Consider the following 19,456-nt stretch of genomic DNA (forward strand, 5'->3'; position numbering starts at 1 on the left):
GATCACGCCCGTCGCGGGTCGGCACCGGCATCTGAGCGTGCAACGACGAGGTCTGCGGCGCAGCACCGCGCCGGTCGGCTCCCACGTCGTCGTCTGCATGGGTGACCCCGCCGCCGCTGACGTGGCCGCCGCTCGGGCCGGGCCGCCACTGGCCGCGGTCCACGTCGACGTTCCCGACTCCCGCTTGCCGCTGGCCCGCGCCCGCAATGCGGGCGCCGAGAGGGCGATCGAGTCCGGCGCGGACCTGCTGGTCTTCCTGGACGTCGACTGCGTACCCGCACCCGGCATGGTGCGGCGCTACGTGGAGTGCGCTGGCGAGGACCGGGCTCCGCGACTGCTCTGCGGACCGGTCGCCTATCTGCCTCCTCCGCCGCCGGCCGGCTACGACCTTGATCGGCTCAGCGAGCTGGCTGACCCGCATCCGGCCCGTCCGCACCCGGGCGAGAACGAGACCCTGGAGAACGGGGATCCGCGGCTGTTCTGGTCGCTGTCCTTCGCCGTCCGTCCCGCCGTCTGGGAACGGATCGGCGGCTTCTGCGAGGAGTACCGCGGCTACGGCGGCGAGGACACGGACTTCGGTCAGTGCGCCGCGGCTGCCGGTGTCCGCCTGGACTGGACCGGCGGCGCTGTCGCCCACCACCAGTTCCATCCGGTGAGCGACCCGCCGGTCGAGCACGTGGACGACGTCGTTGCCAACGCACGGATCTTCTTCCGGCGATGGGGGTGGTGGCCGATGTCCGGCTGGCTGACCGAGTTCCAGCGCCTGGGCCTGGCCCATTTCGACCCCGCCGACGGCTGGCGACACGGTCCGTCCGGCGACTGACGCGCCGACGCCCGGCCGGCCGCATCGTCGGACCCGTGACGGGGAGATCGCTCCCCCGAGTGGACTCGAACCACCAACCCTGCGATTGGTCGGGTTGGATTCTCCGCTACTGACCCTTGGATGCCGCAGGTGGCCTTTGGGCTGCTGTTTCACCGCAACATCGGGACCCCTGGAGCCCTTTCAGACCGGCCCCTGCCTCTGAATTCTGGGAGTAAAATGGGGTTATGGCGGGGCGCATGGCGCGCCCACCATTGGAGCTCGGCACCCACGGTGCCATCCGCTGCTACAAGACCGCCACGGGCTATCGGGCACGGACCCTGGCCCGGGGCTACGACGGTCAAGTCCGAGGGATCGAGCGTCGCGCGAAGAGCAAGGCAGCCGCCGAGCGGTCCCTGAAACTGGCCCTGCGTGACCGGTCCCGAATCCAGTCGCACGGCGACATCACCGCGGACACTCGGGTCAGTGTTGGCCGAGGCCTGGTACGCCGGCTGAAGGACCTCCCCCATCACCATGCAGGCCTACCGCGACCGCCCCGACCGGCAGATCCTGCCGGGACTCGGACAACTCCGCGTACGCGAGCTGACCATTGGCGTCCTCGACCGGCACCTGCGGCTGATCGTCGCCAGGCACGGCACGTCGACGGCCACGATGTGCCGATCCGTCTTCTCCGGACTGTGCACGCTGGCCGCCCGCCACGAGGCGCTCGAGCGCAATCCGGTCCGAGCACTCGGACCGGTCAGCGCGAAGGCCAAGAGGGCGCCGCGGGCAATGACCGTGCCCGAGCTGCGGCAGCTGCGCGCCGCCCTCAGCTACGACGAGCAGGCCATCGCCCGCGACCTAACCGATCTCGTCAGCTTCATGGTGTCCACCGGGCTACGCATTGGAGAGGCAACCGGCCTGGCCTGGGACCGTCGACCTCGAGCTCGGCACCGTCGACGTGCGCCCCGCCGCGATCCGGGTGAAAGGCCAGGGGCTGATCATCAAGACCACCAAGACCGACGCCGGCACCAGAACGCTCGTCCCCCCAGTGGCGCATCACGATGCTGAGGCGCCGGGCCGCGACCACCATCCTCCGCGAGGACAGCGGGAAGGGACAGCCAGTGTTTCCGGCACCCCTCGGCGGCTGGCGCGACCCGTCCAACACGCAGGCCGACCTACGCCAGGCCTTCACGAACGCGGGCTTTGACTGGGTGACCTCCCACGTCTTCGGCAAGACCGTAGCCACCGTGATGGACCAGGCCGGCCTTTCCTCGCCAGCGGCCGCCGACCAGCTCGGCCACGCCAACATCTCCATGACGAGCGACGTCTACTTCGGCCGGAAAGTTCTCCTCACCGGTGCAGCCGCCGTACTGGAGATCATCGACACCTGAGCCCATACGGAAACTCGCACGGCTGCGCGAGGACGAGCGACGGAACGCATCTCCCCCTCGGCCTCCAGCCTTCGGCCATTGGTCTCTGATCGTTCACGGAACTGCGTTCCTGCCGGTCAGCCTCGGTAGGGGACAGCTGAGGACGGTCGGGACGGCCCCGGCCAAGGGCGGGTAGTGGTCACATAACGCCCGCGGGGCCTGACGCATGATCCCGTTCTCCGCTCCCTGCGGGTATCGACGCACGCTTGCGTTCTCGACAGGCCGTTACCGGCACTGGTCGCGATACCTCCAACGGCGTGCGCCCTCGGCCGGAGCGTCGTTGACGCCGTCTCCGATCATCGCCACCGGCCGCCCCTGCAAGGGCGGGACCTTCTCGCTCGTGCTCCCCGCCGCGCCCGCGGCGAACACCTGACCGGGCTCGGCCGCGATCGCGCGGGCCACCGGCTCGACGTCTCCAGACCTCGACCTCGACCTCCACGCCCAGGCGTGCAGGCCGTCGACCGCCTCACGGACGTCCGTCCCCGGCCTTCCACCGGCGGGCCGAACTTTGCGCAGGCGACGGCCCTTGCTCGTCGCGTACGTACTCAGAGTTCCTACCGAGACGTCTCATCGGATTATCAGCTAGCGCCTGGGACCGTGCGCAGACAAGAACGTCCAGGCCAACCAGGGAGTCATGATGGACCGTCCGGCGACCTCTGGTCGAGGCGCTGTCAATCGACCCTTTCGTCCATGACCGGCCCCGTTTCGATGTGGCGTTCGTCGGAACCGTGACACCGTCCATCGCCGTTCGTCGTGGGCACCCGTCTGCACCGTGGCTCCACGACACCATGCCCCGCCGACGGTCATGAGTGACAGCAGCTCGGCCGGGACGATCGGTCGGAGTCGTCCCGACCCCTGCTCTCCCCCGTGGTTCACCCGGCCCAGGGGCCTCCTGGCCGTCGTCCTCGACGATTCTGATGAGGCCCGCCGGGCCGTCACGGCCCTGCGGAGAGCCGGATTCGGCGCGCAGGCAGTGAAGGTCTACGCCGGCAAGCAAATCATCGATGACTACCGGCGCTACATCGAGCAGCGGGGCGTGGTCCGGCGGATGGTCCGCGCCTTGATGGTGGACGAGGAAAGCATCAATCTGTACTTGGCATACGCCCGCGACGGTTGCTCAGCTGTCTGGATCCGCGTCCCGGACCACGATGCGGCCAACCGTGCGGTACGCCACCTCGCCGGATGTCATTCGCTCCACTTCCGGTATTTCGGTCACCGCCGCGAACGCGCGATCATCCTTCGCCGTCCAACATCCTGAGCCCTGCAGGGCCGGAAAGTCCCCCGGATGGCGCGCTGTCGCCCGCCAAACGCGTCAGTGGCCAGGAGATGCCGGGCAGCCCGGCGGCGCGCAACAGCCGCTGCACGGGGCAGCGAGCCGCCGGATGGCGCTGCCGGTGCAGCTCGGCGTGGACTCTACGGCCCCGTAGATGCCGACGTCGTCGGCATGGATGTGCTCGATCAGCGCCGCGGTGGCCGCGTACCTGAGGCCAGACCGGCCCGATCAATGGAGGATCACAAGCGTGACGGAGGGATACGTCGAGCTCGCAGCCGCGCGGCTCCAGCCCGCCGCGGCCTCTAGCGCAGAGCCCCCGTGACCGGACAAGAGGCGGGCAAGCGACGGGTGACGCCGCATCGAGCAATACGGCTCGCCCTCGGGCTGGGCGCGCTGGCCCTCGGTGTGCACCTGGTCGCAGCGCAGGTCGCTGGGCTCACCGAGACCGGCGAACGGCTCGCCGCCGCACGCTGGTGGCTGCCCGTGCTGGTGCTACTGCTCGAAGCTGCGAGCCTCCTTGCCTACGGCGAACTCGTCATGGCTGTGCTGCGTCGTACGCGGACCCATGCGCCGCGAGCCTTGATACAGCGCTGCGTGGTGGTGGGACTCGCGTTGGGGCGCACACTGCCCGCCGGCAACGCCGCCGCCATGGCGGTGACCGTCGCCGCGCTACGTCGAGCCGGCACCGAACCCGTGGCTGCGACCACGGGGTTGGCCACCAGCGGTCTTCTGTCCTCGATCGTCCTGGCTGGGCTGTTGCCCATCGGGGTCGTGCTCACATGGACGACCGGACGTCTGAGTGGGATCGCGGTCTCGGCTGCCGTTGCCGCAGGCGCGCTGCTCGTTGCTGCCGCGCTGATTCCTGTCGCAACCCGCCGCCCCGCCGCTGTGGGCGCGCGCGCCGCCAACCTCACGGCCTCCGTGGCTCGCGGTCCGCTCCGCCGCCTGGACCCCGTCGCGGTCGGCGAGGCCGTCCGGCTCGGAGTCGAGGGGGTGCGGGATCTTGCCCGCGACCGTCGCACCGTGAGCAAGGGGGCGGCGTGGGCAGCCGCCAACTGGCTGCTCGATGCCGCCGTCGTCGTCAGTCTGGCCCTGACCATCGGCCACGGCACGCCACTGGCGCCCATCCTGCTCGCCTACATCGTCGCTCAACTCGCTGCCGCCATCCCACTGACCCCCGGAGGGGTTGGCATCGTCGAGACCGCCATGATCGGCTTCCTCGTCACAGCGGGGGCGCCCGCGGCAGCCGCGACAACGACGGTCCTGGGCTGGCGTCTGATCAGCCACTGGCTACCGATCCTCGTCGGCCTGGCGCTCCTGCCCACTCTCAGAGTCGGCAGCCGTATTCGAAGGCATCGAGGTGACACCCGGAACGCTCGATGAACGGAGCCGCATCTACCGGCTTCTTTCCCGTCCGCACGGTGATTCGCCGTACAGGGGCTTGCGCCCGAAGCAGGCATCACACATGCCGATCACGTCCCCAACCGTGACCCGCCGCTCAGCAACCTGGAGTCGCGGGGGGCGTGCAGCGTCGAGCTGCTGACGGTCGAATACGCAGGCCGACCTGTCAGGCCTTCCCGAACGCGGACTTCGACTGGGTGACGTTCCTGATCCTCCGCGAGACGGCCGCCAAGCCGATGGACCACGCGCGCCTCACTTCATGCCCGGCGGCCGACCAGCTCAGCCACGCCGACGTCTCCATGACCCGGGAACCGGAGGTCACCTGCTGATCCGGAAGCTGTCAACGAGCTGACCTGATTGATCGATCGCCCGCCCCTCGATGCGGTCGTCGTAGACGAGCAGGTCCAAGAAATGCAGCGTCGAACTGCTGACCGCCGTGAAGTCCTCGTGACCGACGGTGCGGGTCTTCGCCCCAGCTCCGGAGACCACATAGGTGACGCCGTCCTGCGGGGTGGTCCGCTCGTAGTCGTGGTCGTGCCCCGCGAGCACCAGCGGCACCTGTGCCGCTGCGAACAACGGCCCCCATGTCCGCCGCACCTCCATGTCCGAGCCGTGATGACCGGCGGAATAGGCAGGATGGTGCATCCCCACGATCGTCCAGGAACCGGGTGGCTGCGGCTCGACGAGCGTGGCTCTGAGCCATCGGGTCTGGGCGGCGTCCCGCAGGCGATTGGAGTCCAGGACCACGACGCGAACCGAGCCGACTCGTTCCACGTACCAGGGATTGTCACGTCCGAGCGCGTCCAGGATGGCTTCCTGCTCACCGCTGCGGTAGTCGTGGTTACCGAGCACCGGGAGCAATTGGGCTCCGCCCTCGACGAGGGGCGCGAACGGCTGGGTCACCACGCGGTCGACGAGAGCCGCGTCTCCCTCCTCGTAGACGAGGTCGCCGAGCAGAAGCAGCGCGTCATATGGGCGGCTCTCCCCCTCTATGTCCATGCGCTCGGCAGTGGCCTGTTCCGCGCCGCTGCCGGTTCCGGTGTCCCCCGTGATGGCAACCCTGATAACGGGCTTTCCTTCGATCGGCGGAACAGCCTCGCCCGCGACCGGCGAAGCGACGTCTCCTGTTATGACCGAGGACAGGAACGCGGGCGGTGACACCATCAGATACGCGACGAGCCCTGCGACGACGACAGAACAGACGAGTGCCGCCCATCGCCAGCGTGACATCCGCTGAGAATGCTCGCCGCTTCCTGAGAGGACGCTGAATTCGACGGCGTCCGTGTAGCGCGTCGAACCTCGCCTGCTAGGAAGCCGCCGTCCTCGACCGTGCCGGTGAGGCCGACGTACCGCCCGGCCGGAGGGGCCGGCCGGGCGGTGCCCTACCTGGGCCAGGAGCGATGTCGAACCGCGCCCTCAGCTCACGTACCGAGCCGGCCCGGGACCGCCGAACCCTTCGAGGCGGCAGCGACCAGCTCGGGGGGCGTCTGATCCCGTCGGGTGACGGCGAGGTACGCAACCAGGACGAGAATCGTCCCGAGGAAGATCAAGCTGGTCACGGTGGTCCCGAGACCCAGTCCCCCGTCCGCGCGGGGCTGGGAGAAGCCGTCACCCAGCGAGGCGCCCAACGGCCGGGTGAGCACATAGGCGATCCAGAACGTCAGAATCGCATTGGCCTTGAAGACCAGGTGACTCACCGCGACTGCAGCGATCAGCGCCGCGAAGAGCACGGCGGACAGCCAGTATCCGACACCGAGCCGTTCGGCGACGAGGTCCCCAGCCGCGGTGCCCAGGGCGAAGGTGAACAGGATCGCCGTCCAGTAGAAACCCTCCCGGCGCCGGGTGACGATGCTGTGGATGGACAGCGTCCGCTCCTTTGCGAACCAGACGGCGAAAGTGACGGCCAGAGCAACGGTGAACAGAGCGGTCGAGACCTCGAGCGGCACACCGAGGTTGTCGGTGAGGTTGTCGGTGATCAGCGTGCCGACCACGCTGATCAGCACGACAGTGGACCAGTAGAGGGGCGGGACATACCGGCGGGCGCGGAACTGTGCGGCCAGCACTGCCAGGAACAGGACACCGACCACCAGTGTGGTACCGGTCAAGCCGAGGCCCAGCGTGGCGTTCAGGTAGTCCGCGGCAGTCTCGCCGACCGTCGTGGCGAGGATCTTGATCACCCAGAAGAAGACGGTGACCTCGGGAACCTTGTTCAACAGGGTGCGCCCGATCGCCGGGCGAGATCGTGTGGTGTCCATGCCCGGAGGGTGACCCGGCGATCCTGCACACGGCCTGAACGGTTTTCAGCGCTGACGCCCGGGCTCTTGTCCGAGCGGTCATCATGGCGCCGTGGTGATCGCAGAATCGGCCCGGATCCTCGTCGTCGAGGACGACGCGGCGCTGCGAGACCTGCTCGCCCGGGGACTGCGAGAACACGGGTGGACGGTGGCGACGGCCCGAGACGGCGCCAGCGCCTTGCGGGCGGCCGGACCGGGGCCGGCCGCCGCATTCGATGCCGTCGTACTCGACATCGGCCTGCCCGACTCCGACGGTCGGGACGTGTGCCAGGCCATGCGTGCGAGAGGGCTCTCGACGCCGGTGCTGTTCCTCACCGCGCGGGATCAGCTGCACGACGTCCTCTCCGGGTTCGCCGCCGGAGCCGACGACTACCTGGCCAAGCCGTTTCACCTCAACGAACTCATCGCCCGACTGACGGTCGCACTCCGGCGGGCCACACCCCCACGCGCTGCGGAGGCCAGCACGCTGATCTTGGATCCCGGTGGCCACGCCCTATTGGGTCCCGCCGGCTCCCAGCGGCTCACTCCCACCGAGTACCGGGTCCTGGCCACGTTGATGGCCTCACCGGGCCAGGTCGTGCGACGCCACTCCCTCCTGGCGGCCGGTTGGCCGCACGGCGCCCAGGTCGCGGACAACACCCTGGACCAGTACCTCGCCCGTTTACGCCGCAAGTTGGACGCCGCCGGGGAAGCGGGCCGGTCCATCACGACCGTTCACGGCGTCGGATACACGTTCACGTGACTGAGCACTCGGTAGCAGCCACTTCGAGCTTGCGCAGCCGACTGTCCTGGTCTGCAAGCGCGGTGGTCGCTGTCTGGGTGCTGCTGCTGGCCCTGGGCGCCAACGTCCTGCTGGCCGCGGTGCTGGCCGGGGAGGCCGGCGGCGTTCTCCGGGCCCGAGCCGAAGCGGCTGCGTCCACAGTGCAGGTTGCCGCCGACGGGACGGTGACCGTGCTCGATGTCCGCGACGATCAGGCCCTGGACGTCGGCACATGGATTTTCGACGCACGGGGCTCCGTCGTCGAGCGCCCACCGGGAGGCACCCCCGCGCTGGAGGACGCTGCTGCGCGCCTCGCGCTAGGGGGCGAAGGAACCGGGGAGCTGGGTGGCGTGAATCCGGTCCGGCTACTCGCCCTACCCGTCGTAGACGGCGGCGAGCGGGTCGCGGTTGTGGTCACGAGCACGTCACTGGCGCCGTACCAGCAGGTTGAACGGCTGGCGGTCATCGGCAGCATCGGTGCGGCCGTGCTGCTCATCACGATGGTCCATCTGGTGCTGCGGGCCAACGTCACCCGCGCGCTGCGCCCGGTGCAGCAGATGAGCGCCCAGGCCGGACGGTGGAGCGCCGACGATGTCGAGCGCAGGTTCGGGGTTCAGCCTCGCCCCGCAGAGCTGGCCGAGCTGGCCGGCACGCTAGACCAGTTGCTGGACCGCTTGTCCGCAGTGCTCCGGCACGAACGCCGCTTCGCCGAAGAGCTGTCCCATGAACTGCGAACCCCGTTGGCGCAGATTCAGGCGGAGGTGGACCTGCTGTCAGCGCGCCCGCGCAGCGTGACGGAACTCCGGGCCGCCCACGCCGCCATTGACCGGGCAGCTGCCGGTATGCGGTCGACGCTCGACACGCTGATGTCGACGGCACGCAGCGGCAGCATCGTGCCTCCGGGCAGATCGTTCGTCGCGCCGGTCCTCAGGTCCCTGGCAACCGCCCGAGACGGGCAAACCGCTCGTCCGGACGGGGACAAGCGGGACGTCGTGATGGACGTCGCCGTTCCGGAAGACCTGGTGGCCGGGGTAGAGGCGGATGTCCTTCTTCGGGTGTTGTCCCCCATCGTCGAGAACGCCGTCCGGTACGCCAGCGCAGAAGTGCGGCTCTCCGCCAGCAACCGGGGGGGTCGAGTGGCGGTGGTGGTGACCGATGACGGCCCGGGGATGACCCCGGACGTAGCAGCCCGAGCGTTCGACCCGGGCTTCCGGGGGGACGCTGCCGACGGCCACGACGGGGCGGGACTCGGCCTGGCCCTGGTTCGAAGGCTGGTCCTGGCCATCGGCGGCCGTGTGGAGGCGAAACCTTCCACCCACGGCGGTCACGTCGAGCTGGTCCTGCCGGCGGCATGACCCGCCCGGCACCACCTGGCAGCGTGCGGTCAGGCGGCCCGACGGCTGCGTAGGCCCTCAATCGCGATGGGCACGAGTGACAGGACGACGACTCCGACGATGAACAACTCCACGTGGTTGCGGACCAGCGGTACATGGCCGAGCCAGAAGCCGAGCATCGTGACACCGGCGGTCCACGCGATACCCCCGATCACGGAGTAGAGAGCGAATCGGCGGAAGTCCATCCGTGCGGCGCCGGCCATCACGGTCGCGAAGGTCCGGACCACGGGCACGAAGCGGGCGAGGACGATGGCGCGGGCACCGTTGCGCTCGAAGAAGGCGCTGGCGCGATCCACGTGCCGGGCCTTGAAGAATCGCGAGTCGGGCCGGTCGAACACCGCCGGACCCGCGGTGCGGCCGATCCACCAGCCCATCAGATTGCCGGCAACAGCGGCGATCGGAAGAACCAGCAGCAACACCCAGAGCGGGGCCACCAGCCCGCCGGCTACCAGCAGGCCGCCGGCGAACAGCAGGGAGTCGCCGGGCAGGAAGAAGCCCAGCAGCAGTCCGCACTCTGCGAACAGGATGGCCATCATTCCGGCCAGCCCGAACGTGTTGATCAGATGCGTGGGATCGAGAAGGCCGCTCACAGTCCGCACCATAGGGAGCGTCAGCTGAGAGCAACCTGAGTGTCTTGACAGCCGTCACCGATGGGCAGCGGCGTCGGGTGCCCGGCCCGATGCGGCCGATCAGACCGTGGGATGTGGACGATCCGGGTCGGACAGGGGAATGCTCAGCTGCAGGTGGGCGCCTCCGTCGTGATCTACCACCGACAGCTCTCCGCCGTGCGCACGAGCGATCTCGCGCGCGATCGCCAGACCGAGGCCCGTGCCGCCGGCCCCGCGCTGACGGCTGGGGTCGAGTCGGACGAAGCGCTCGAAGACGCGCTCCCGAACGGGGGCGGGAATGCCAGGCCCGTCGTCGATGACGTCGATGACGGCCTCAGCGCCCTGCCGGCTGACCCGGAGCTCGACCCGATCGGTCGCGTGCCTGGCGGCGTTGTCGGTGAGGTTGCGTAGTGCCCGGGCGAGCTGGTGGCGGTCACCGACCACCCGCACCGGCGTCTCCTGCACGACTATGCGCAAGCCGGTCGTACGCCGGAGCCGGCCTGCCTCGGCGGACAGCAGATCGTCCAGGTCCACGTCCTCAGGCGTGGACCTCGGGCCGTGCTCGTCCGAACGCGCCAGGAAGAGCAGGTCGTCCACCAGTCGCTCCAGGCGTTGTACCTCGGCCAGCACGTCGGCGTGGACGACCGCCCAGTCTGTGACCTCGGGGTGCACCACCGCGATCTCATGCGCCGCCCGGATAGTGGCCAGTGGACTCCGCAGCTCGTGCGAGGCGTCGGCAACGAATCGGCGTTGTGCGTCGGCGGCGTCGCCGAGCCGGTCGAGCATGGCGTTCATCGTGGTCGCCAGCTGCGCGACCTCGTCTAGCGAGGGGGGCACCGGTACCCGCGCGGTCAGGTCAGTGGCCGTGATGCCAGCTACCCGCCGGCGCATGGCCTCGACCGGTGCAAGCGCACGCCCCGTGAGCCAGTACGACGTCCCGGCAACGAGCAACAGCAGGATCGGATAGCCCAGTGCCAGGAGGCGGATCAGCACCTCGGTGGCCCGCTGGGCGGTCTCCAGGCTCTGGGCGCTGATGACCACCGCCTCGCCATCCGGGCCTTCGACGCCACGCACGACAACCGCGAAGGCCTCCTCCTCGACCGGGAGCGTGCCGGCGCGCAGCACGACGATCTGTCCCGGCGCCGGGCGGTCGCCGACCATGGGCGGCTCCCCCGCGATGCTGGGGCTCGACACCACCACGTCGCCGTCACGGGTCAGTACCTGGACCAGCGCCCGCTCACTGCGCCCGGCAGGTGTGACGTCGGCCGACGCGGCTCCGTTGCGCGCCACGTCGGCGGCCACGGCTGCGGCCTGCTGCGCGGCGACGTCGCTCAACGTCGCCTCGAGCTGGCGACGCTGCAGCACGACGAAGGCAACGGCGGAGATGGCCAGGATGAGTGCGACGACGATCGTCGCCGCGAGGGCCGCGCGCACCCGTACACCGCCGAGCCGATCGAGGACCGCCCGTCGGCGGGTCGGTGGTTCCCGCGTGCGGAGGGCGGCCTCAGCCACCCCCGGCCGCCAGCCGGTACCCCACGCCGCGGACTGTCTCGATGGCGTGCCTCCCGTACGGCTGGTCGATCTTGCGCCGCAGGTAGCCGACGTAGACCTCGACGACATTGTCGTCGCCCTCGTAGTTGGCGTCCCACACCGACTCGAGGATGTCGGTCTTGGACACCACATCACCGCGATGGCGCAGGAGGAAGTGCAGCAGCCCGAACTCCCGCGGCGTCAGCACTACCTCCTCCTCCCCCCTGCGCACCGTGCGGGTCGACGGGTCCAGAGTCAGGTCGCCCGCGGCGAGGACCGCCGGGCGCGCCGGAGCGCCTCGGCGGACCAGCGACCGAAGCCGCGCGACGAGAACAAGGAAGGAGAACGGCTTGGTCAGATAGTCGTCGGCACCGAGGTCGAAGGCGTCTACCTGGTCGTACTCGCCGTCCTTGGCCGTCAACATCAACACCGGCGTCCAGATGCCAGCCGCGCGCATCCGCCGGCACACCTCGTAGCCGTTGAGTCCGGGCAGCATGATGTCCAGGACGACGACGTCGTAGGTGTTGATCTCCGCGTTGAACAGACCCTCGGTCCCGTCGTGCACGACATCGACGACGAACCCCTCGGCCGCCAGTCCCCTACGGACGTTCTCGGCCAGCCGGACCTCGTCTTCAACCAGCAGCACCCTCATTGCACACACCCTCCGTCCGAACGAGTGTGCCCAGCCGTTCCTGAGTCTCGGCTGAGAGGCGTCCGGCTCCTGGTGCTCAGCCGGCTCACAGGAACCAGACTCCAGCCTGGCGTCGTGCCACATGAAGGGGGCGGCCATGTTGGAGGTGTCGCTCGTCAGCGGAGCCGTGCCGGTGGTGGTCCTCGCCGCCGGGCTGGCCTCGCTGATCGCCCTGACAGCTCGGCGGGACCGTCGCTGGTGGACGCGTGCGGTTCCACTGGCAGTCCTGGGAGGCGTGCTGTCCGCCGCCTTGGCAGCGCTGGTCGTCGACGTCTTGTGGCGTCCGTTCCCGGATCCCCTTCCCCTCGTCACGCTGCTGTGGACCGGGCTGAGCGTCCTATCGGTGACTCTGGCCGTGCTACGCGTCCGATCGGCCCCTCGCCCATGGGGGATCGCCTCCCGTGTGCTGCCTTTCGTCGCCGTGGGCATCGTGCTGATCACCGCCGTGGCGCAGGTGAACCAGCTGTACTACGCCTACCCGACACTGCATTCGGCGTTGGGAATGACACCTCCGCAGCAGGTGCCCTTCGCCCACGTTGCCCCGCCTGCATCGCGGGTGGTGACAGCGCAGCCGGGCGTTCCCTTCACCGACGCGTGGGCACCCCCGGCGGACATGCCCACCACGGGAGCTGTCACCGAGGTACCCATTCCCGGCACGGTGTCGCGCTTCGCTGCCCGCCCGGCCTGGGTGTACTTCCCTCCCGCCTACCTGAGCTCACCCCGGGCGGTCCTTCCGGTGCTCGTCCTGGTCGCCGGTCAACCGGGAACTCCTCGCGACTGGTTGGACGGCGGCCGTCTCGTGGCGACGATGGACGCTTTCGCCGCTGCGCACTCCGGGCTCGCTCCGGTGGTCGTCGTCCCCGATTCGCTCGGCAGCCAACTCGCGCAGACTCTGTGTGTGGACTCGGCGCGAGGCCATGCGTTCACGTACCTGACGGTCGATGTGCCCTCCTGGATCAGGAGCAGCCTGCAAGTCGACGCCGACCCCGCGCACTGGGCGATCGGTGGCGTGTCCGCGGGCGGCACCTGCGCCCTGCAGTTGGCCGTCAATGCGCCGTCCGTCTACCCGACGTTCCTGGACCTGTCCGGCCCAGCGGCCCCGACCATCGGCTCCGAACGGCAAACGGTGGCCGACTTCTTCCGTGGCGATCAGGCCGCGTATCGGCAGGTGAATCCGCTGGAAGTCCTGGCCTCGGGTCGGCTTCCGACGGCGGCGATCGCCGGGGCGGTGGTCGTCGGCGTGGACGACTCGCGGTACGGCCCGGACGGACGCCGGGTTCGCGACGCACTCTCCGCGGCAGGGATGGACATCCGGTACCTGGAGCTGCCGGGCGGGCACTCATGGCAGGTCTGGGCCGAAGCGCTTCGGAGACTGGTGCCCTTTGTCGCCGTCCGCGAAGGGCTGGTGGCTCGGTGACAGGCAACCGGAGCCGGCGGCTGCGCTGTGTTCGGACCAGGAGAAGGTTGTGACGGTTGTTGACGCGGGCGACCCGACGAGCGCGGAGCCACCGGCGATCTCGGGCGCGCTGTCGGTGCGCCTGTCGCGCGCTCGCCGTCGCCTGATCCCCGCCGCAGTGGTCGCCATCACCGGCGTGCTCGCCGTGCTCGGGGGCTTAGCGCCGCGCGCGCTGCTCGAGCTCACTGAGGTCTCCGCACCGTCGACTGCGGCTCGACTCCTGACCGGCCGTGCACTGCTGCTCGAGCTCGGAGTCCTGCTGCTCATCATCAGCCGCCAGCTGGCCAGAGGCTCCCGGGGCGCATGGACGGCCGCGATGCTGGCCAGTGCCGGGGTCCTGCTCGTAGAGCTGCTGCGGGAGCGGCTGGGGCTCGTCACCGCCCTCGCGACGCTGTCGGTGCTGGCTCTCGCCGTCACCCGGTCAGCCTTCCGCCTGAGATTCCAGGAAGGTCGCAACGCGCGTCGACTGTTCGTGCCCCTGGGCCTATGGATCGCACTGCTGGCGTACGCACTGACCGCCTACATCCGCATCGATGCCTTACGAGCCGAGACCTTCTGGTCCCGACTCGCGCAGATCGCGCGCACCGGGATCGGCGCCCCCGGCGGGATCGACGTGGAACAGGCCCTCGTCGAGGCGTATGTCTGGTCGCTGCGGATCGGTCTGATCGTCGTCGTCCTGGCGCTGCTGTGGGCGGTGCGTCGCCGGGCCCCGCAGCAGGACGCCGACACCACCGTGGCCGTCGAGCTCGCCCGACGGTACGGACGATCGTCGGCAGCCCCCTTGATCGCGCTTCCGGACAACGGCCGGTTGTCGCTGTGTGACGGGCGAGCGCTCGCTGGGACGGCGGTGCGCAACGGGACCTCGATCAGCCTCGGCCTACCGGTCGCGCCGGACGGGCTGGAAGCAGAGGCCCTCACCGAGTTCGTCTCCGCCTGCGAGACCGCCGGCTGGACCCCGGCCCTGCTCGCTCTCGATGAGGCTCAGCGCGCGCTCGCCACCGCCGCTGGTTTCTCGTCGCTCAAGATCGGTGAGGAGGCGTTCCTGGACGTCGCCGAGTTCAGCACCGGCGGCAAGCGTCTGGCGAATGTCCGCCATACGGTGACGCGGGCGCGCAAGGACGGCGTGACGGTCATCCGCTACGACGAGGAGACCCGGACGTCACGCCGCGACGATCAGCTCAGCGCCATCTCCGCCGCCTGGCTCGCGGGCAAGGGCGGCCCCGAGCTCGGGTTCACGCTCGGCCGGTTCGACCTCGACCGGCTTGACGACCAGGAGGTCTATGCCGCGGTGACCTCCGAGGGGACGACCGAAGAGCGAGTCGTGGGATTCGTGACCTGGCTTCCCTACGAGGGCGGTGACGCGGCCGTCCTGGACCTGATGCGCCGCGGCGAAACATGCCCACCCGGTGTCATGGAGTGCCTCATCGTGGACTCGGTGGCCGATTTCGCGCGCCGGGGGCGACGCACCGCCAGCCTCGGCGGGGTTCCACTGGCTGCCACGACCGAACGCACCGACCGTGTTCAGCGGCTGCTCGGCTGGCTCTACGAACACGGCGGCTCCGTGTACGCCGCCAAGGGGCTGTTCCGCTTCAAGGACAAGTTCGCACCGCGCTGGGAACCGATGTACCTCGCCTACCCCAAGGCGGCCGATCTGCCCAGGATCGCAATGGCGGCCCTGCACGCCTTCCTCCCGCCGGGTGCCGTCCGCGAACTCCTGACTCACCCGTCCGCCGCCGCCCGACCGGCACCCACGACAGCGGCGTGACGCCGGCGCGGTCAGGGTCGTAGCGGGCACCCGCGGTTCGAGCCCGCCGTGACCACGGGCCGCCGAGGAGAGCCAGAGGCCGCGCGTCCTCCAGGCGTCGGCACTCAGCGTTCGCTCAGCGGTCACGACTGAGCATGTGGAGACCGACACCGGTCGCCAGGGAGGTCACCATGGCCGCAACCATCCGAGTTCTCGTCGTCGACGACCATCCGATGGTGCGTTCATCCGTCGTCGACCTGCTGAGCGACGCCGAAGGCATCGTTGTCGTCGGGGAAGCAGCCGACGGACGAGAGGCCGTCGATCTGACCGCGACGCTGTGCCCGCACGTCGTCCTGATGGACGTGAACATGCCCGGCATCTCCGGGCCGGAGGCCACGCACCTCGTGATGCGGCAAGGCCGCGGTGTTGCGGTCCTGATGCTGAGCGCTGACGTCCGCTGCGACGTCTTACGTAGAGCACGCGACGCCGGAGCGATGGGCTTCCTGCCCAAGGGCAGCTCCGGAGCCGACATCGTCCAGGCGATCAGAGCGGTGAACGCAGGTGAAACGGCCTGGCCTACCGGCCGGGGCGGGTCCGCGTTCCGACCACATGGGAGTACCCGATGACCGGGACGAGCACGATCACCACGTTCGCCCGATCGATGTCGTCGCGGTCCGCACTGGTCCAGCCCAGCGACGAGGAGCACTGGCTACGTCTGCTCGACCATCCAGGCCCGCGCGGAGTCACGGTGCGTGGGGCCGGAGCCGGCTACTCCGACGCCGCACTCAACAGCGGCGGCACGATCGCAACCACGCACGGGAACCACCGCATCCGGGCGTGGGACGACCGGGCGGGAGTGGTCGATGTGGACGCCGGCCTCTCCGTGGCCGACCTGTGCGCGTTCACCGTCCCCCGGGGCTGGCTGCTGCCGGTCGTGCCCGGCACCGGGCGCGTCACGATCGGGGGTGCGCTGGCTGCCGACGTCCACGGAAAGAATCACCCCCGCAGGGGGTCGCTCGCTCAGCACGTGGTCGGCGCCCGGCTGCTCACCCCGGGCGCGGGTGTGCTGCAGATCGGGCCGGACCGGGAATCCGATGTCTTCTGGGCGACAGCCGGGGGTCTGGGGCTGACCGGTGTCGTGCTGGCCACGCAACTTCGGCTGGCACGCATCAGCACCAGCTGGCTGGCCACCGAAGAGCACACGTGCGCAGACCTCGACGACGTGCTCGCCACCATGCGGGCGTGCGAGCCGTCGCACGAGTATGTCGTGGCGTGGCTTGACGGCCTTGCCACCGGGGCCGCCACCGGCCGTGGCGTCGTCTCTACTGCTGTCCACCTGACCGCGGACGAACTGCCAGCATCCCTGATCGGACGTCCGTTGGCGTTCCGGTCCGCTGGCCCGTCGGCGCCGTTGCCGGCGGGCCCTCGCCTGATCCGGACGCCGGTCATGCGGGCGGCGAACGCGGCCCGATTCGCCGCGGCACGGCGGGCGAGGGGGGTGCGGCTCAAGGGGATCACGGCCGCCCTGCATCCGCTCGATGCCACCCTCGACTGGACGGCCGCCTACGGCCGGCGTGGGCTGATCCAGTACCAGTTCTCGGTACCCGACGGGCAGGAGCAGGTGCTGGAGGCCGCACTCGTGGCCCTGTCGGCCGCCCGCTGCTGGCCGACGCTCGCCGTCCTCAAGCGGCTGGGTGATGCCGCGCCGGGGCCGCTGTCCTTCCCGTCGCCGGGGTGGACCCTGGCGCTGGACCTGCCGACGGCGGCCGCGACGGCCGCGGCGTCGGTGCTGGATCGCCTCGACGACCTCGTGCTGGCCGCGGGCGGCCGGGTGTACCTGGTCAAGGACTCACGACTCCGGAGCTGCATGGTGCCGGCGATGTATCCACGGCTGGACGAGTGGCGACGACTGCGGAACGCCCTGGACCCGTCCGGCGTGCTGACCTCAGACCTGGATCGCCGGCTGGATCTCAGCGGGCGGCACGGCGGTGACCGGCAATGCTGAACTCGCTGGGGCATCCGGACACCCTGCTGCTGGTCGGCGGTACGTCAGAGATCGCTGCGAGCATCGCCGCCACGATGGCGCGTCGGCGGCCGCTGCATGTCGTCCTCGCCGCCCGTCCGAGCAGTCGCCGCTCCGCCGCCGCCAACGTGCTCACCGGCCTGGGGGCGAGCGTCGAGGTGGTGGACTTCGACGCCACCGACATCCCCCGGGCACTCGAGGATCTCAGGTCCCTCCTCGCCCGCACGGAGATCGATGTCGCGGTCGTCGCACAGGGCCGCCTGCCCCGGCAGTCCGATCTCGAGAACGATCCGGTGCTGGCCGTGGAGACATGCACCATCAACTACACCGCGGCGGTCGCCGTCGGCCTGCTGCTCGCCCGGCAGATGCGCGAGCAGGGACACGGCGTCATCGTCGCGCTCTCCTCGTTGGCGGCCATCCGGCCTCGGCGAGCCAACTTCGTGTACGGGTCGAGCAAGGCCGGGCTCGACGCCTTCTACACGGGTCTCCGCGACCAGCTGCGCGGGAGTGGGGTCCGGGTTCTGGTGGTCCGGCCGGGCTTCGTCCACTCCCGGATGACCCGCGGGCTGAAGCCGGCACCTCTGGCCGTCACGCCCCAGGACGTCGCCGACGCGGTCGTCGCAGCGGTACCGACCGGCAACGGCACCGTGTGGGTCCCGCGGGCGGCGCGGCCGCTGATGCTTCTCGTCCGGACGATGCCCGGCCCGGTGTTCCGTCGCGTCGGACTGTGAGCGTCCCCCTGCGGACGCTCATCCTCTCAGCGTCCTCTTGGCCGGCCGGGACCAGCATGTGCGCCATGAGGGGCTCGCGGACAGCCCAGCCGGTGGACGCTGCGGAGGCCCCCGGATCGGAGGACAGCCTGATGACCACCCTGTTGTCGCCGCCCGCGCCACCACCGACCGAACCGGGCAGCGGATCTCCCGGTGGGCGGCGCCGCCCGCGCAGATCTGTCCGCCGGTTGGTGATGGTGGCGCTCATCCTGCTGATGCTCTTTCCTGCGACCTCCTACACGCAGGCGCTCGCCGCTCCCGGCGGGGGCGGCTGGCAGGTGCAGTCGGTGGAGTGGGTCCGCGACCATGGCGGGGCGCCGCTGGTCAACACGATCGAGAACTGGTGGTACAGCCGTCAGGCGCCCTCCACCGGCAGCCCGACCCCCGGCTCCATTCCGCAGCTTCCGGCGGGCGGCGCGAAGCAGCTGCCGGGTGCCACGGCACCGACTGGGCTCGCTCCCCTCGCCGGCTCCCCGCCGCTTCCCGGGGAGGGCCGCTGGGTGCCCGGTCGCACCGACCCGTCAGGCGCACCGGCGATCTACACCACCTTCGTCCGCCCCGACCCCTCACATCCCAGCGTGGTCGCGGGCGTCTCCTGGATCCGGACCGGGGACACCACCGCCCACCTCGTCGCCGGCCTCCAGCAGCCGGGCGGGTCGGGCTGGGCCGACGGAGCTCGCGTGCCGGCGGCCGACGTCCCGTCCCTCGTGGCCACCTTCAACTCGGGCTGGAAGTTCCGCGACATCGACGGCGGCTTCTACCTCGACGGGCGTACCGCTTCCCCGCTGAGGAACGGGGAAGCATCGGTCGTCATCGACGACCAGGGACGGGTGACCGTCGGGCAGTGGGGCCGCGACGTCACGATGGGCCCGCACGTACGAGCCGTCCGGCAGAACCTCGGTCTCGTGATCGACCAGGGGAAGCCGGTTCCCGGGCTGGCGGACAACGGCAACGGACGCTGGGGCAGCTCGCACAACCAGCTCCAGTTCACCTGGCGGTCGGGACTCGGGACGGACGCCCAAGGGAATCTGCTCTACGTCGCGGGGAACGGGCTGACCTTGCGCACTCTGGCCGACGCCATGGTCCAGGCGGGCATCCAGCGCGGTATGGAGCTGGACATCCACTCCCGCATGGTCGATTTCGCGTCGTGGCAACCCGGTCCCGCCGGTTCCCTCACGCCCACGAAGCTGCTGCCGGACATCCCCGTCCCCGCCGACCGCTACCTGAGTCCTGACCAGCGTGACTTCTTCTACCTGACCCTGCGCTGAGCGCCTGACGGG

Annotated in this window: 19 protein-coding genes; 14 read left to right on the forward strand and 5 right to left on the reverse strand. The window is 70.1% G+C overall.

Features of this window, described 5'->3' with window-relative positions:
- Window positions 1–37 precede the first annotated feature (37 nt).
- From E4P38_RS00130 to E4P38_RS23685, 6 genes are all read left to right on the forward strand, one after another.
- On the forward strand, window positions 38–823 hold the full coding sequence (locus E4P38_RS00130; protein ID WP_209308843.1) for a galactosyltransferase-related protein: 786 nt from the start codon (window positions 38–40) through the stop codon (window positions 821–823).
- A gap of 510 nt (window positions 824–1,333) precedes the next feature.
- A complete protein-coding gene (locus E4P38_RS23285; protein WP_245160691.1) occupies window positions 1,334–1,870 on the forward strand; it encodes a hypothetical protein in 537 nt (178 codons plus the stop codon).
- Window positions 1,871–1,923: 53 nt separating this feature from the next.
- Window positions 1,924–2,193, forward strand: a complete 270-nt coding sequence (locus E4P38_RS23290) for a tyrosine-type recombinase/integrase (RefSeq protein WP_245160692.1) — start codon at window positions 1,924–1,926, stop codon at window positions 2,191–2,193.
- An 844-nt stretch (window positions 2,194–3,037) separates the two neighbouring features.
- A complete protein-coding gene (locus tag E4P38_RS00140; RefSeq protein ID WP_135129706.1) occupies window positions 3,038–3,490 on the forward strand; it encodes a hypothetical protein in 453 nt (150 codons plus the stop codon).
- Between the two features lie 333 nt (window positions 3,491–3,823).
- Window positions 3,824–4,888, forward strand: a complete 1,065-nt coding sequence (locus E4P38_RS00145; RefSeq protein WP_135129707.1) for a flippase-like domain-containing protein — start codon at window positions 3,824–3,826, stop codon at window positions 4,886–4,888.
- 215 nt (window positions 4,889–5,103) lie between these two features.
- Window positions 5,104–5,235 carry a hypothetical protein gene (locus tag E4P38_RS23685; RefSeq protein ID WP_280791030.1) on the forward strand — a complete coding sequence of 44 codons (132 nt, stop codon included), beginning with the start codon at window positions 5,104–5,106 and terminating at the stop codon, window positions 5,233–5,235.
- Here the strand turns inward: E4P38_RS23685 and E4P38_RS00150 are convergent.
- Complete coding sequence (locus tag E4P38_RS00150) at window positions 5,225–6,136, reverse strand: metallophosphoesterase (RefSeq protein WP_135129708.1); 912 nt, start codon at window positions 6,134–6,136, stop codon at window positions 5,225–5,227. The genes E4P38_RS23685 and E4P38_RS00150 overlap by 11 nt on opposite strands.
- 191 nt (window positions 6,137–6,327) lie before the next feature.
- Entirely contained in the window at window positions 6,328–7,161 is an 834-nt protein-coding gene (locus E4P38_RS00155; RefSeq protein WP_135129709.1) for a hypothetical protein, read from the reverse strand.
- 91 nt (window positions 7,162–7,252) lie between these two features.
- Here E4P38_RS00155 and E4P38_RS00160 point away from each other — a divergent pair, with 91 nt between their 5' ends.
- Together E4P38_RS00160 and E4P38_RS00165 are read left to right on the forward strand one after the other, a co-directional pair.
- Window positions 7,253–7,942, forward strand: coding sequence for a response regulator transcription factor (locus E4P38_RS00160; RefSeq protein ID WP_209308844.1), 690 nt, complete (start codon window positions 7,253–7,255; stop codon window positions 7,940–7,942).
- A gap of 77 nt (window positions 7,943–8,019) precedes the next feature.
- Window positions 8,020–9,315: a HAMP domain-containing sensor histidine kinase gene (locus E4P38_RS00165; protein WP_135129710.1), complete on the forward strand. Its 1,296-nt coding sequence runs from the start codon at window positions 8,020–8,022 to the stop codon at window positions 9,313–9,315.
- Between the two features lie 29 nt (window positions 9,316–9,344).
- On the opposite strand, the gene E4P38_RS00170 is transcribed toward E4P38_RS00165, so the two are convergent.
- The 3 genes from E4P38_RS00170 to E4P38_RS00180 all read right to left on the reverse strand — a co-directional run bounded on the left by E4P38_RS00170 (window position 9,345) and on the right by E4P38_RS00180 (window position 12,144).
- Window positions 9,345–9,944 carry a VTT domain-containing protein gene (locus tag E4P38_RS00170; protein WP_245160693.1) on the reverse strand — a complete coding sequence of 200 codons (600 nt, stop codon included), beginning with the start codon at window positions 9,942–9,944 and terminating at the stop codon, window positions 9,345–9,347.
- Between the two features lie 99 nt (window positions 9,945–10,043).
- Complete coding sequence (locus E4P38_RS00175; RefSeq protein WP_167760372.1) at window positions 10,044–11,396, reverse strand: ATP-binding protein; 1,353 nt, start codon at window positions 11,394–11,396, stop codon at window positions 10,044–10,046.
- A 70-nt stretch (window positions 11,397–11,466) separates the two neighbouring features.
- A complete protein-coding gene (locus E4P38_RS00180) occupies window positions 11,467–12,144 on the reverse strand; it encodes a response regulator transcription factor (RefSeq protein WP_135129713.1) in 678 nt (225 codons plus the stop codon).
- A gap of 121 nt (window positions 12,145–12,265) precedes the next feature.
- Here E4P38_RS00180 and E4P38_RS00185 point away from each other — a divergent pair, with 121 nt between their 5' ends.
- The 6 genes from E4P38_RS00185 (at window position 12,266) to E4P38_RS00210 (ending at window position 19,444) form a co-directional block, all read left to right on the forward strand.
- Complete coding sequence (locus E4P38_RS00185; RefSeq protein WP_135129714.1) at window positions 12,266–13,600, forward strand: alpha/beta hydrolase-fold protein; 1,335 nt, start codon at window positions 12,266–12,268, stop codon at window positions 13,598–13,600.
- 49 nt (window positions 13,601–13,649) lie between these two features.
- The gene (locus E4P38_RS00190; protein WP_135129715.1) at window positions 13,650–15,404 is read left to right on the forward strand and encodes a phosphatidylglycerol lysyltransferase domain-containing protein; all 1,755 of its coding nucleotides are present in this window, start codon (window positions 13,650–13,652) and stop codon (window positions 15,402–15,404) included.
- A 170-nt stretch (window positions 15,405–15,574) separates the two neighbouring features.
- Window positions 15,575–16,009 (forward strand): response regulator transcription factor, encoded by a 435-nt coding sequence (locus tag E4P38_RS00195; RefSeq protein ID WP_135129716.1) that lies wholly within the window; start codon window positions 15,575–15,577, stop codon window positions 16,007–16,009.
- Window positions 16,006–17,388, forward strand: coding sequence for an FAD-binding oxidoreductase (locus E4P38_RS00200; RefSeq protein ID WP_135129717.1), 1,383 nt, complete (start codon window positions 16,006–16,008; stop codon window positions 17,386–17,388). Before E4P38_RS00195 ends, E4P38_RS00200 begins: the two co-directional genes overlap by 4 nt.
- Window positions 17,382–18,137 (forward strand): decaprenylphospho-beta-D-erythro-pentofuranosid-2-ulose 2-reductase, encoded by a 756-nt coding sequence (locus E4P38_RS00205; protein WP_135129718.1) that lies wholly within the window; start codon window positions 17,382–17,384, stop codon window positions 18,135–18,137. The genes E4P38_RS00200 and E4P38_RS00205 overlap by 7 nt, the downstream gene beginning before the upstream one ends.
- 131 nt (window positions 18,138–18,268) lie before the next feature.
- Complete coding sequence (locus E4P38_RS00210) at window positions 18,269–19,444, forward strand: phosphodiester glycosidase family protein (RefSeq protein ID WP_135129719.1); 1,176 nt, start codon at window positions 18,269–18,271, stop codon at window positions 19,442–19,444.
- Window positions 19,445–19,456: the final 12 nt, after the last annotated feature.

This window comes from Blastococcus sp. CT_GayMR16 (assembly GCF_004570875.1).
Taxonomy (GTDB): Bacteria; Actinomycetota; Actinomycetes; order Mycobacteriales; family Geodermatophilaceae; genus Blastococcus_B.

Bases quoted from the DNA above. Each gene is read 5' to 3' on its own strand.
- E4P38_RS00155 (WP_135129709.1), bottom strand. From the start codon at position 7,161: ATGGACACCACACGATCTCGCCCGGCGATCGGGCGCACCCTGTTGAAC.
- E4P38_RS23285 (WP_245160691.1), top strand. From the start codon at position 1,334: ATGCAGGCCTACCGCGACCGCCCCGACCGGCAGATCCTGCCGGGACTC.
- E4P38_RS00210 (WP_135129719.1), top strand. From the start codon at position 18,269: ATGACCACCCTGTTGTCGCCGCCCGCGCCACCACCGACCGAACCGGGC.
- E4P38_RS00205 (WP_135129718.1), top strand. From the start codon at position 17,382: ATGCTGAACTCGCTGGGGCATCCGGACACCCTGCTGCTGGTCGGCGGT.
- E4P38_RS00195 (WP_135129716.1), top strand. From the start codon at position 15,575: ATGGCCGCAACCATCCGAGTTCTCGTCGTCGACGACCATCCGATGGTG.
- E4P38_RS00185 (WP_135129714.1), top strand. From the start codon at position 12,266: ATGAAGGGGGCGGCCATGTTGGAGGTGTCGCTCGTCAGCGGAGCCGTG.
- E4P38_RS00180 (WP_135129713.1), bottom strand. From the start codon at position 12,144: ATGAGGGTGCTGCTGGTTGAAGACGAGGTCCGGCTGGCCGAGAACGTC.
- E4P38_RS00140 (WP_135129706.1), top strand. From the start codon at position 3,038: ATGAGTGACAGCAGCTCGGCCGGGACGATCGGTCGGAGTCGTCCCGAC.
- E4P38_RS00200 (WP_135129717.1), top strand. From the start codon at position 16,006: ATGACCGGGACGAGCACGATCACCACGTTCGCCCGATCGATGTCGTCG.
- E4P38_RS00150 (WP_135129708.1), bottom strand. From the start codon at position 6,136: ATGTCACGCTGGCGATGGGCGGCACTCGTCTGTTCTGTCGTCGTCGCA.